Origin of the sequence: Pseudoalteromonas ardens (genome assembly GCF_030125445.1) — a bacterium.
In the GTDB taxonomy this organism is placed as follows: domain Bacteria; phylum Pseudomonadota; class Gammaproteobacteria; order Enterobacterales; family Alteromonadaceae; genus Pseudoalteromonas; species Pseudoalteromonas ardens.
On sequence record NZ_JASJUV010000001.1, the window covers coordinates 1,179,148 to 1,192,473 of the forward strand.

Consider the following 13,326-nt stretch of genomic DNA (forward strand, 5'->3'; position numbering starts at 1 on the left):
CCCGTTGTCTGAGTGGATGATGGGTCTATGACATGTACATAATAACGGTCGGAAAACTTCGGCCAGTTATTCCCGCAGCGCAATGAAACACCCTCTATCTTAGCGTTCTTCCCTCTTTGCATGTTGTGTATTCACTCGCTGGTGCGGCATAGAACTATGAACCGGCATATTTTCCTAAATTTCTCTGACAGGTTTATTTTTTGTTTTATATTTAGGAACTTTATGTGATAGTTTGGGTGGGTTTGTGTTAAATGTGTACATTACTAAAAAATCAGGAAATTTTGCATGGAATTGACAATAAAAACAGCACTTTTGGTCACTTTAGCAGCCACTTCTTTAACTGGGGTTGCTAAAGAGAAAGAAAAGCAACCACAGCAACGTCGCGCTGCGATGGATGACATCAGAATAGTCGGTGGAGGAGAAACAACGCCATTTGCTTACCCTTTTATGGGCAGTTTACAAGTCTATACCAAGAATAAGTTTGGGCACTATTGCGGCTCGTCCCTGATAGCACCAAATAAAGTGCTGACCGCAGCGCATTGTGTTGTAGGCTGGAGTGCCTCTGATTTTGCCGTTAAGTTTGGTGCCCATGACTTGACTAATGAGACTCAGGGACAATTTTATGAAGTGACTGATATCGTCATGCATGAGCAATACTTTGAGGGCTACGCTTATAATAATGATATTGCGATACTGACGCTTGCGAATCCGGTAGAAGGGATTACACCCATTGAACTGGCTGACGAAGAATTGAAGCGCAGCTTTGTGGTGGGCGAAAACTTTAAAGTAATGGGCTGGGGTGCCTTGTATTCAGGTGGAGAGTCACCTGATCAGTTACATGAAGTCGATGTAGCCTATATCCCGAACGATGTGTGTAATGATGCTAAGCACTATGGTGGTGGTATTTCAGATAGCATGTTGTGTGCCGGCTTTGATGAAGGGGGAAAAGACTCTTGTCAGGGCGATAGCGGTGGTCCGCTCATTGTGAGTCGTGATGACCGGTGGATCCAGGTTGGTGTAGTCAGTTGGGGTCATGGGTGTGCTGCACCAAACAAACCTGGTGTATATGCAGACGTTGCCGTTTTAAATACCTGGGCAAATCGAAACCAGCAGTATGTCATGTTTGAACCAGATGCGTTCATGATTGCAGATAAACCCAATACGACAATGTCAGTGAGCTTAATTAATAAGGCTGATAGCTCGATAGGCGTGGCTGCAATTCAATTGTCAGAGGAATCTGCTGACGCCACTATCACCTCTGAAAGTTGTACGGCAGCGGTTTTAGAGCCAGGCCAGAGCTGTGATGTATCAGTTGTTACATCGGACAGCGCCAAATCAGGTGAGTTCACGTTAAGTGCAGAGCTGGTAAATCAGGGAGTTCATTCGCGTGATTATAGTTACAGCTATGAGAAGATCCCAGCCAGCAAGGTGATTGATTTGCATATGTCTTCTGAGCCTGTTGTAAAGTGGTATACCGGCGGTGATGCTCCCTGGACTATTAGCGAAGATATTGCTGAAGATAATACCAGAATGCCTCTTTTGATCAGCGGTGATATATCAGATAACGAAGAAAACCCAAACTTAGATGAGTTATCACAAAACTCTATCTTATTGGCTGAAATTGACCATGGCTTAGCATTAGGCATTGATTTTGAGTACCTGCTGTCATCTGAGCAAAATTTTGATTTTTTCAATGTTTATATTAACGGCGAACAAGTGCTCAGCGAGAGTGGTGATTTTTATGAATATGAAAAAGCATCGTTTGAACTGAATGAAGGTCCAAACGTTGTGGTGTTTGAATACACTAAAGATTACATCATCAGCCAAGGGACTGATAACATCACGCTTAAAGCATTTGATGTAAAAATGCGTGAGAACCTGAGTCCTACCATCAAATTGGCACAAACCAGCCTAAGTGTCAGAAGTGGTATGGGCATTACCTTAGACGCAACTGGTACAGCCGATCCTGAAGGTGATAACTATGCGCTGGCCTGGACAGAGATGACTGCGCCTGAGGTTGTGTTGAGCTCAGACGCAACATTTAAGCCAATTGCGCCTGTTGTCAGTGAGACGACGACTCAGACTTATGAAGTGACAGCCACAGACGAATTTGGTGCGGCTTCTAAGCAACGTGTTTCAGTAACTATTGATGAGAACAAACAACCTGTTATCACGGTAGCGCAAACGAATATTGATGTACGAGGCGGGCAGGAGTTTACTCTGGATGCCAGTGGCACGACGGACCCAGAAAGTGATGCGTTGTCTTATACTTGGATTAATCGCTCAGGCGATGACACGACCCCTGTCGCTGAAACAGCGGTTGTAAAACTCACAGCGGATGAAGACTTGGTTGGCCAAACCTTGGTTTATGAAGTCGTTGCACAAGATGAGTTTGGTGCCAAGTCGGGACAGCTTGTGACAGTTGCGATTGCAAAAAACAGCGCTCCTCAGGTTGTGTTAACAGCCAGCTCTACTTTGGTTGCATCAGGTCAGAACATTGAATTGAACGCGTCGGCTTCTGTCGACCCGGAAGGTGATGCGTTGACATTTAACTGGGAACAGGTTTCTGGCACCAGCGTCACAGTATCCGGAAGCAATGCGCAACTAAGCGTAGCTGCGCCTTCAGTTAGTCAGAACGAAGTACTTGAATTTGCCGTTACCGTAACGGATGAATTTGGTGCATCGTCAACACAGAATATTCAGGTTACCGTTAAGCAGCCAGAAAAAGACAGTGGTTCATTTGGCTCCCTTGCCTTGTTGCTGATGCCTTTGGCGTTGTTTACGCGTCGTAGGAAGAAGTAATCAATTCTGACGCTTTTTAGAGACACTGTACTTCTCTAAATATGCAAAAATACCGTCACTATAAATGTGGTGGCGGTATTTTTTAGATATATCAGGCCTTATTGGTGCCGAGCATTATTTTTAAAAGGATGGTGCTTTATCGATTTGAACTGCCATGTTGTTTGTATTGCGTTCCATCCGCCCCCTTCTTGTTTTGGTTTGTATATTCACTTTTACTTCGTCGATTAATGTACTGTATCTTCGATAACTTTTTATCTGAAACACTGCGGGTTAAAAGGCCCAGAGTGCCATATTTACATTTTCATTTAAGTTGAATGAGGGAATCTAATGTGCCTTTAATTCATTTCATGATAATCATTTTTAGCTTATGTGATTTCACTGACTCATTGATGACAATAAACGTGGCGATGTCTCGCTTAAGCGCGAAGAGCTGAGTGAGTGCATGTTAAATAGGGGCGATGCAGGCATACTTAAGCACATGGTGAGAGCCGACATGTCGAATACACCCCCCTCATTGTTATACATGACAAAGCGCCAGCGCAGCCAATACGGAAGACGTGTGAATTGCACTACCAGCTCATTAATTTAGGATAAAGGCGATACTTTTTGGTTTTACATCAGCCCTTTGCGCTGTATTGGCGTTAAGGGCTAATGGATAAAGGTATTGCAGTGCGACCTGGTTAGTCGGTTGCCTGGCAGTTCTCAATCCTGCGTACGCTTTGGAGTGTCTGATAAAGTCTTTGTTTGTCTTTATCAGTCAAATTATCTGTGATTAGCGCAGCATGAAAAGCAGGCGCCAGTTCCGGGGTGAGGTTACCATGTTGGGCTAGATGAGCGGTCAGCGTTTCGAGTATGGCTGAACCGAGTTGATTCAGCGCCTGTCTTAATTGTGTGAGATCGGCTGTTTTGTTGGGCACGCCTTCAGCCAGCCATTGCGCGCGGTATCTGTATTGAATTGCTTTGGCTGCATCCATCTGTGCCTGAAAAAATGCCTTCACGCTACTGGCATCCAGGCAGTGTTGTCTGGCTTGCTCAAGCGCTTTTGAGAGCACCACCACTTCACGGGATAAATCTTCAATGGGTTTGTGCTTGTGAGCCTTAAATAGCGCCACTGACTGCATCTGAGCAAGACGCTTATCAATTAATGAAAACACTGATTTGCCGGAGTCTGTGCGTGCTTTTATCTGTGTATGAGCCTGAGCGACGACCTGCTTTAGCGCTGTGCGTGCTTCGTCTTCGCTTATTGTGTGAGGCCGTTTTTCCAACTTCATCAAGCCGAACAGAGTATGATTATCTGCGTTATCCTGAACGCCAGCTTCGCGCAAGGTTAGCGCAGGGTAGACTGCTTTGAGTGCACAACTGCCAATTGCAACTGTGTTTTGGTCAAACTGGCCATCAGCGAGTAGGCGAGCCGCTTCGTTGGTGCCTTCAGGCACAGGTTTGGCTTTTATCTGATGCGCACTGAGCCACCGATTGATCTGTTTAAGGGCCGCAGGATGAGAGGCTGCGTGCGTGATTTTACTGGTCTTATTTAATCCAAATACACACATTTCGATGGGCATATGCACTGTGGCGTTGAGCGCTGTTACCTGGTAATTGCGCATGGCATTCACAATTGCCGGGACCAGCTGCCCGTCAATGGTCGAATTGGCCAGTGCACTGAATGCCCATGCATTATTGTTTGTTGCTGCTGCGTAGGTATCATCAGGCGTGCCTGAATAAAGGCGTTGATAGGTGTCAGTGTTACGGTCTGCCAGCAAGTCGAGAGCTGCATGGTTAAAGCTTCCGGGTCCTGCTTGTACGTATACTGGGGCAGCCTCGGTTGTGACGGCAGCCAGTACAACAGACATAGCAAGTAAGTGAGATAAAAGGCGCAATTGTAAGGGTTTCCAAAGGACTGTCAGGCAACAGGCATCCTAGCAAAATTGCGACTGCCTGTCTCAAAAGAGGTTAGCATATTATAAAACAGCTGGTGTGAAATAGGGTGGCCCTGAGTTTATCTGTATTGAGATCAATCAGGTTTATTTTAACTTAAAGGCGATCTTTACATCTAGGTTTTTGCAGCACAGCCATTAGCCTGAAAGGTGCAAGGGCCGGGATTCCCCCGACGTATTTGCTTTCTTCTCACTCGCACTTAAGCCTTGCCCGCTTTATGCCTCCGCTGCACTATGATGATGTCTGTGGATTCAGCTGCTCTTCTATGAGGTATAACAACAACATGGCTTTGTGCCATTGCTGGGTTAGCTGCCACATATCGGATAGTCCATTGATATTGAGGACCATATTGTCGATTGGCAAAGTCGCATTGGTGCCGGCAAGGATCAAATCATCTTTGACGTCGTCGTGTAGTTGCTGTAATTCCTGGAGTGCAGCGTTAAACGACTTTGTATTCATCGCCTGCTCCTCTAAGCTGGTTCTCATAAAATGTCCCAGTTGGGATTGGTATTCTTCCAGCTGAGTATGTAATTCAGGGTGCCCGGCAAGCGCTTTTTGTGGTTGCCGCTGAGCCAGCTTCTCAACACAGTGGCTGCAGGTGAACAGGTAATGTTCGATACGCATTAATTTTGCCAGCACACTGGTGGTTTCTTCAGACAAGGCAGATTGTTCAACAGTGACAATGAAATTGGTTATATGCTGACACAGCATCTGGATGGTATGTATTTCTTGCTCTATGGCCAGACCATCCAGAGGTTGTTTGGATTTTTCGTATTGTGCCAGTAGTTTATCGGCAACCAGCTTAGTTTCGAGCAGCACTGCATTGGTTGCCAGCGCCGGGGTCTGAGCAATAGTTTTATCCAAAAACCGTGGCCGGGCTGCGGTTTCTTCGGCACTGCAAAAGCGCTTCATTAAAAAGCCTGCCAGGCGGTTATTGAGTGGAAAGATCAGCATGACGCCCAGTACGTTAAACAGGGTATGAAATAATGCCAGCGACAGTGCAGGGTCGGCTGCCAGGTTAAAAAAGCCAGTGAGCTGGGTTATCAGGTAAAACAGTACGGGTAATATTGCAAAGGCGACAAGCGCCGTGAGTGCGTTAAAAACGACCTGAGCCGCAGCCACGCGTTTGGCATTAGAAGTGGCGCCAATTGCTGCCAGTACAGAGGTTGAGGTGGTGCCAATGTTCGCCCCTATGACCATGGCGCCAGCGGCATAGAGACCTATTATGCCGCTGGCTGCCGCCGTGATGGTGAGCGCAATGGAAGCGCTGGACGACTGTGTAAGTGTCGTCATGACAATACCGATCAGCAGAAAGGTCAGCATGCCGGTCATACCCTGGGCGGTGAACTGGCTTAAATCAAACCTGGCGACAACATGCTCAAAAGTGCCTTTAAGAATATCTATACCTATGAAAAACAGGCCAAAGCCGACCAGAGCAAGCCCTGCGGATGCTAGCCGGGTTTGTGGCCGTAGCAACTTCATCAACGCGCCTAAACCAATTAAAGGTAGTGCAATGGCTTGAATATTGAACTTAAAGCCTACTGCGGCAACCAGCCAACCGGTGACTGAGGTGCCGACGTTGGCGCCATAAACTATGCCCAGTGCCTGATGCATGGTGATCAGGCCGGCATTGACAAAACCTAGGGAAGCCACGGTGACAGCACTGGAGGACTGGACCAGTGCTGTCATACAAAAGCCCGAAGCGATGCCGCGCTGTGGGGTCTTAGTCCAGGTCGCCAATACTTTACGCAACGAACTACCTGCTGCGAGTTTCAGACCATCGGTCATCATGCCTATGGCAACCAGGAAAATCCCCAGTCCGCCAAGCAGACTTCCTAACAACTGAAAGGTCTCTGTCATTGCTTACCCCATTTTATCGGGCAAACACCAAAAAAGTAGCTTGCCACGTGTCACTTAACTGTCATAAAAGTATCAAGTTTCATAAAACGGTGGTTGTCTGAGGTCAACTTTTGTCACAGTCACAGGTTTACAAAGATATAAATAGTATTGCCCGCAAGTCTAAAGTTAGCAAGAATCGGCTAATTTTCAGTCGTTTGGGTTTTAATTATTAGTCGTTTTTAAATGGTGTGACTTGTGTCGCACTTTTTTTGCTGCTAAAGTGCGACAAGTGTCACATTAAAAGAATAATAGATATGAAACCCAACACCACCGAATTAGAGATCCTCAAGCTACTGTGGCAACAGGAGCCTCGTACCGCAAAAGAAATTCATGACGCCATCGCCGAGCGCTTTAACTGGTCATACTCTTCAACGCGCAAAACACTTGAGCGTATGGGCGATAAGGGCTTGTTGAACATTGGTGAGCAAGGCAATAAGAAGTCGTACACCGCGAAGGTTGATAAAGTCCCCACTTTGGCCGCTTACGCTCAGGAATTTGCTAAAAATGTCCTGGAACTGGATGGTCCATTGCCGGTGGCTATGTTCGCTGATAGCCGTCTGATTGAATCACAGGAGCTGGAAGAGTTGGAGCACTTGCTGGAGTCCTTATCTGAGCAGGACAAACGGGACCAGTAAAATGAGTTTGGCAACGTTATTTTCTATTTTATTGTCGGTGTTGGTTTGGTGCCTGGTATGTGGTGCTTTGGTGCCAGTGGGCCGCTTTCTGAGCCGCCGTCACCCGGCTGCTCCCGGTTTATGGTGGGCATTGTTGGTACTCAGCTTCGTGCCCTTTACACCGCTTCCCGAGATGGCGCTGGATGAGACGATCCCGGCAGTGCTTTACGATTTTAGTGAACAGGCGGAAAAGCTGCAGTTAAGTACAGAGATAATGCTGACGGCGGAACATCAGTGGGACGGGTTATGGATATTTATCGCACTGACATTACTGGTGGCGCTGCAGAGCATTCGTCGGGGAGCACGTTTACTCAACAAACTTGCCAGCTTGCGTGCGTTACTGGTTAGTGCTGAGCCACTTCAGGCAGACCTTTGTGCGTCTTTTTCATCGCTCACTCAGATTAAAGGCCGTCAGGTGTCAGTGTATATACTGCCTCTGAATTGTACGGCGTTTGCAACGGGCATTAAAAACCCGATTATCGTGATGCCACATTACTTTACGAGGTTACCTGAGCATAAACAGCAGACTTTGCTGCTGCATGAAGTAACGCACCTGGCTCACAAAGATCATATTGCCCTGCTGGCATGGCAAGTGATCAAATGTCTGTTCTGGTTTAATCCGGCCATTGCCAGGATGGAAGCGGCGTTCATCAATGCCATGGAAGCACGCTGTGATGCACAAACCATCGGACGTTACGGTATTAATCGTCAGCAATACGCCGCCACGTTACTGGATGCCCTGAAACACAGTACACTAAACAAGACACCTAATGCAGTCGCCGGGTTCGCATCGGAGGCGTTATCCCTGGCTGATTACAAAAGCCGCCTGGTACAAATCATGAAGCCGGTTAAAACGCGGCACCGTTTTGTCACACTCAACATACTGGCGATAGCTGTGTTTAGTGCTTTCGTTTCCTTTCAGGTGAAGCCGTTATTGAGTCCCCAGGCACCCAACTGGCAGCTTCCAATGAGTGACTACAAGATCAGCTCTCACTTTGGACACGTGTGGGCCTTTCGAAATTACAAACCGCACGGTGGGCTTGATATGGTTGCGGCCAAAGGCACGCCCCTTGGCGCGATGGCAACGGGCAAAGTCCTGGTGGCCGATGAGACAACTCTGGCAAAAAATTACGGCAAAACGGTACTGATCCAGCACAGCAATGGCTATCAGAGTTTATATGCCCACCTTGATAGTATTACTGTGTCACAAGGTGACTGGGTATCAGCCGGAGAAGTCATTGGTACTTTAGGTGACAGTGGTCGGGTGACCGGGGCTCATCTGCATCTGGAAATTTTGGCTGACGGAAAACGCCTTGACCCGCTGACTATTTTTCCAAAGGACTAAACCATGAAATACCATCTGATGATCGCCATACCTCTGGGCATGGTGTTAAGCACCCTTGTGTCTGATTTACCTGAACAGGCCTCTGAGCAATGCAATATTGCGGATACGCCAGTTGTTGTCGAGAAGCAACGAAGTGCAAATCAGGTCAATAGTAAACCAGCAGTGGCTCAGCAACCTGCAGCCTCTCAGTCACCTGCTGAGCCTGAACAGGCACCAAATACTGAGCACAAGATCCTGACGTTGTCAGCAGGGCAGTCTTTTATTGCTTTGCTTAAACCCTATGGGATGAGCGAACGCCAGGTGTTTAACTTACAGAAGTTAATGGCACCTGAGGTAAATCTGAGCCAGCTGCCGATTGGGCAAAAAATAAAAATTGGCATCACGGAAGGCAAGCTGAGCTCAATTACCCTGGCAACCGGATTCGCGCAGCGTTTGAATGTGTCGATGACTGACCAGTGGCACAAGCGTTTTTATCAACTGGACACCTATCAGTCCGAGGCGGTCCATGATGTCGCGATCACACAAAGCTTGTATGAGTCATTGGTTGACGATTCTGTGCCACTGGATGTGATTAACCAGACCATCACGGTGTTTTCACACTTTGTGGATTTTCAGCGTGAAATACATCAGGGCGATGCATTAACTATGATGTACGACAAAGCTATTTTATCGGTGAAGGATGGTCTGCAACAACAGCTTGAAAAAGCGGGCCAGCTAAAGTTCGCGAGGTTGCAAAATCAGGGAGAGGATCTGGCAGTATATCACCATCACATTGAGGGCGAGCAAAGCGGCTTTTACTTTGTAGATGGTCGCCCGGCACAAAGCTTTTTACTCAAAACCCCGTTAAATGGCGCGCGTTTATCGTCAACTTTTGGTAGTCGTAAGCATCCTATTCTGGGATACACCCGCTTGCATGCCGGGCTTGATTTTGGCGCACCTGTTGGTACACCTATCTTTGCTGCCGGTAACGGGACAATTAAAAAAGCAGGGTGGGGAGGTGGCTTCGGCAACCGGATTGTGATCCGCCATGCGAATGGCTATGACACGCTGTATGCACACCTTAATGGGTTTGCAAAGGGAGTGAAACCGGGCACCCGTGTCAGACAGGGGGAGGTAATAGGCTATTTGGGTAATACAGGATTGTCTCAGGCGCGTCATTTACACTATGAAGTGCACAAGCATGGCAAACCCATTAACCCATTATCTTTGAGACATGTAAAACAGCGACGTCTTGCCGGGAGTATGTTAGCCGGTCTGCAACAGACCATTGCACGTGTACATCAAAATCCTGAGCTCAATCAGTACGTCTCGGCTATGTCTGTAGCTGAATAAGATGTCACTTTGGATGGGTGATATGAACAGTAGAGTCTGTTTGGTGCTCTACTGTTCAAAAAACTGCTGAGCTGACTACTTAACCACGTAGTGGCGGTTGTTTAGCTCCAGTCTGAGTACGTTATTGTTCAGATAAGAGTAAGTCATCGGGCGATTAGCTGCATCAACCTGACCCTGGTTCTCGATGGTATTTTCTTTGATCAAATTAGGGGTAGCTGTATTCGTTGCATAAAGCTTAATCCCGTAACTGAGCGGGTGCACAATGAGGTTTTCACTATACTCATGGGCATCACCACCGGATACGCTGCTATCCTGTTGCGCTGGGTTGCGGGCAAATATGCCGTTTTCTCCGGCGTATAGAATATGGTTATCATGAATTATCAAACCGTCGCCATCGAGCATCATGCCATTGCCGCCACTGCGATAGATAAGGTTACCTGATACCGTCACGTGATCACCGCCAACCTGAATACCGGTGTTCTGATACTTAGGATCGAAGGGGCTAACGCCAGTGCGGTAAATTTTGTTATTGCGGATCTGTGCATCTCCAGCCACCGAGTTAAGCTGAATGCCATCGGCACCAATGTTTTCCAGGTTGTTATTGTAAATATCTACGCCGGTCAGCTTGTGCGGATATACCGTTGTTGCGACACCATCACACTCCAGCTTGCGGCTCTTCCCTGTGTAGCCGATGTACATGCCTTCGCCTGTTTCCGTGTCGTGAATATAGTTGTGGTGAACGCTGAGTCCACGCATCGTGAAGTTTTTCTGCCAGGTGGCCGGATCGCAGGTTGGATCTGTTTTAATCAGCAGTCCTGCAAATCGCGCGCGGTAGATTTCAAGATTATCAATCTCAATGTATTCGCTTAATCCACCAATGCCAACGGTACCGCCAAGACGCATACCATAGCCAGCTTCATCACGGCTGCCGGTAATTCGCAACTGGGAGGATTTCTCTACGGAAATACTGTACTCGTACGGCGTGGTTGTAACCGTGCCATCTTCGTTGCGGATCACGACCGGGTTACCTGCTTCACCGTGCACATTGCGAATACGCAGCGGACCACGTTCTCCGGCTGCCAGACAGATGGTGTCGCCAGCAACCACAGCCAGCGCGTCGCCGTCGATTAAGTGATGGCTTGAAGGGATCACAATGTCGCATTGAGAGGCCAGTGCCTGAGGAACAGCACATAACGCCAGCGCACCCGAGATTAGAGTTAATGATAGGGTTTTCGTGTCTTTCATTGCTTCTTCCTTATTGAAGTCGTCGTTACACTTATACCAATTTGCTTAATTAAGTGTTCTACTTTGAGGCGAGAAAATATCGTCGATAACAAGGCAAAAATTTTGCTATTTAGTTGTTCTAAATGAGAGATTTTTAACGCCGTTAGCGTCATATTTGCTCCTTCAAATTGAACAGGTATTAAGTGAAATTGGTATTTTATTGTTCAACGAAGATACCACAGCTTAATGCGTTAATATCCTGCCTGTTTGGGGGGGCGCTGCTGCTTACATGATTAAAGATGGGGTCATGCAGCACCTGAGTCACAGACAGGTGCTGACACATTTGTTGCTATCGACAGCATTCCACACTTCAATGCAGGTAAGATTATTAAGCAGGGGTATCATTCGTCAAAATGCATTGTGCTATTAAATGAAATACTTGTCTATTATTTAGGTAATATTTTGTTACTCGTTTTGAATGATGTTGTTAAGTATGGCCAGCTCGTTATTGGTATTGATTTGAACCCAAAGCGGAAAGTGATCGCTTAGCTCAAAGGTCCATTTACTCTCTGGGATGCCGGTATCATCGAATAACGCTGCCATCAGGCCATTGGCGGCAAAGTCAATCACACCGCCCTGGTCGGCGTAACTAAACGCATGTCTGGCGCGGTGCAGAATTTGGTCGTAGCGTTTATTGCCGGCACTTGCTGCGGTGTCATTGATGTCAGCGAGCGCCACTGGCATCTGTAATCCGCTTGACTGGGTGAGTGCCCGATAATAGCGATCGCCAACTCGGGGAATGTTGAAATCTCCCACCACGATGAGATCTTCATCGAATACTGTATCGGCATTGTCTATCCAGCGGCTTTTTATCCAGTCGCCAAAACTGGCCAGTTCCTGTTCGCGACCTGGGCGAGTGCCCCAGCGGGCATGCATGGCCAGCATCATGAAATCAAAACTGCCAGCTTTGAATGAGGCCATATAGGGGGCACGCCACCAGGATTGCTCGCTAACGTACTGGTCGCCTACTTTTTGCCGGTCGGGCTGCGCTTCTGCGGCGAGGCCGGTAAACTGGACCATGCGCTTGTCATATACAAAGGCCGTGCGCTCCCAGTTGCCGCCAAAGTCACTCTGCCAGTCGCTGATCACAAATTGCCAGTTCGGACCCAGCATATGCATGACGCGTTTGAAGTCGGTTAAATCATCTCTGAGCTCGGTAATGGCAATGAGATCAAACTGGTAAAGAATACGTGTGATCAGAGTAATGGCCAGTTCACTGCGGCTGCGTTTGCCAAAATCTCGAATATTCCAGGTGGCAATATTCAGGGTTTCATCCAGCATTGAGGGGGGAATATGGCTATCCTCAATGCGCTCTACAAGTAATTTTAGTTTTTTGGCAGTGGCTTTTGAAAGGTGTGTCAGTTCCATGGGTTACCTTGAACTATGATGAATAGATTCATAAAGCTAGACCAGTTTGTGGTAAATGCCAGTGGCTTACTGCGCCAGCCATATTTTTAATAGCAGGTTTGTGCAACAATGGTAAACTGAAGAAAATCATATATCTCAGGAAAGAGAATGAAAAAAAGACTATTACTGCTTCCAGCAATGATGTTACTTGGTGCCTGCTCAGACAGTGAGGTAGGCGATGTATCGCTTGGTCTGTTTACACTGAAGGACATCAAGTTGCACTCAATGACGGATCCGATTGTCACCGGCGTAACGTGCCATGTCGCTAGCATTGAGGCGGACCTTAGTTTGTCAGATCCCAGTGACAGCTCTATCGCCTGTCGTCAGACCGGAGAAATCACGCCTCAAATGATAGCCCAGATAGACAAAAGCAAATCTGGTGAAGTGGTGTTCAAACAGTCAAAAAGTGTGTTTTTCAAAGCCATGAAGGTCAGGCGTATTTATGATGCTGAACATCAGACCTTGATGTACCTCTCTTATACCACTAAAGAAACTTCGGGTAGTTTTAAACATAGTTTGTCGACGGTGCCTTTGTGGGGCACCCAGGCTTATTCTGAGAAAGTCACTAACCCCTAGAGTCGCTACGCAGAGTTGGCAGGCAGGCTGGGCAGGAGGTCGCGCTGGTGATTAACAAAGTGTTACCTGAGT

9 protein-coding genes are annotated in these 13,326 nt (G+C 47.4%); 5 read left to right on the forward strand and 4 right to left on the reverse strand.

Translation table 11 applies throughout. The features are described from left to right. The first annotated feature begins 285 nt into the window (after nucleotides 1-285). A complete protein-coding gene (locus tag QNM19_RS04350; protein WP_049863975.1) occupies nucleotides 286-2,802 on the forward strand; it encodes a serine protease in 2,517 nt (838 codons plus the stop codon). A gap of 680 nt (nucleotides 2,803-3,482) precedes the next feature. On the opposite strand, the gene aroQ is transcribed toward QNM19_RS04350, so the two are convergent. Together aroQ and QNM19_RS04360 are read right to left on the reverse strand one after the other, a co-directional pair. Continuing rightward, the gene (gene aroQ, locus QNM19_RS04355) at nucleotides 3,483-4,679 is read right to left on the reverse strand and encodes a gamma subclass chorismate mutase AroQ (RefSeq protein ID WP_284026372.1); all 1,197 of its coding nucleotides are present in this window, start codon (nucleotides 4,677-4,679) and stop codon (nucleotides 3,483-3,485) included. 289 nt (nucleotides 4,680-4,968) lie between these two features. Beyond that, nucleotides 4,969-6,597, reverse strand: a complete 1,629-nt coding sequence (locus QNM19_RS04360) for a Na/Pi cotransporter family protein (RefSeq protein ID WP_049863973.1) — start codon at nucleotides 6,595-6,597, stop codon at nucleotides 4,969-4,971. Nucleotides 6,598-6,890: 293 nt separating this feature from the next. On the opposite strand from QNM19_RS04360, the gene QNM19_RS04365 reads away from it, so the two are divergent. From QNM19_RS04365 to QNM19_RS04375, 3 genes are read left to right on the forward strand one after another with little or no spacing between them, the layout of a single operon-like run. After that, complete coding sequence (locus QNM19_RS04365; RefSeq protein ID WP_049863972.1) at nucleotides 6,891-7,271, forward strand: BlaI/MecI/CopY family transcriptional regulator; 381 nt, start codon at nucleotides 6,891-6,893, stop codon at nucleotides 7,269-7,271. Nucleotide 7,272: 1 nt separating this feature from the next. Then, entirely contained in the window at nucleotides 7,273-8,655 is a 1,383-nt protein-coding gene (locus QNM19_RS04370; RefSeq protein ID WP_284026373.1) for a M23/M56 family metallopeptidase, read from the forward strand. 3 nt (nucleotides 8,656-8,658) lie between these two features. Continuing rightward, nucleotides 8,659-9,987 (forward strand): peptidoglycan DD-metalloendopeptidase family protein, encoded by a 1,329-nt coding sequence (locus QNM19_RS04375; RefSeq protein ID WP_284026374.1) that lies wholly within the window; start codon nucleotides 8,659-8,661, stop codon nucleotides 9,985-9,987. 75 nt (nucleotides 9,988-10,062) lie between these two features. Here QNM19_RS04375 and QNM19_RS04380 read toward each other — a convergent pair whose 3' ends face one another. Then, nucleotides 10,063-11,232, reverse strand: a complete 1,170-nt coding sequence (locus QNM19_RS04380) for a right-handed parallel beta-helix repeat-containing protein (RefSeq protein WP_049863965.1) — start codon at nucleotides 11,230-11,232, stop codon at nucleotides 10,063-10,065. 444 nt (nucleotides 11,233-11,676) lie between these two features. Continuing rightward, nucleotides 11,677-12,639: an endonuclease/exonuclease/phosphatase family protein gene (locus QNM19_RS04385; protein ID WP_049863964.1), complete on the reverse strand. Its 963-nt coding sequence runs from the start codon at nucleotides 12,637-12,639 to the stop codon at nucleotides 11,677-11,679. A gap of 147 nt (nucleotides 12,640-12,786) precedes the next feature. On the opposite strand from QNM19_RS04385, the gene QNM19_RS04390 reads away from it, so the two are divergent. After that, nucleotides 12,787-13,254, forward strand: coding sequence for a CreA family protein (locus QNM19_RS04390; RefSeq protein WP_049863963.1), 468 nt, complete (start codon nucleotides 12,787-12,789; stop codon nucleotides 13,252-13,254). Nucleotides 13,255-13,326: the final 72 nt, after the last annotated feature.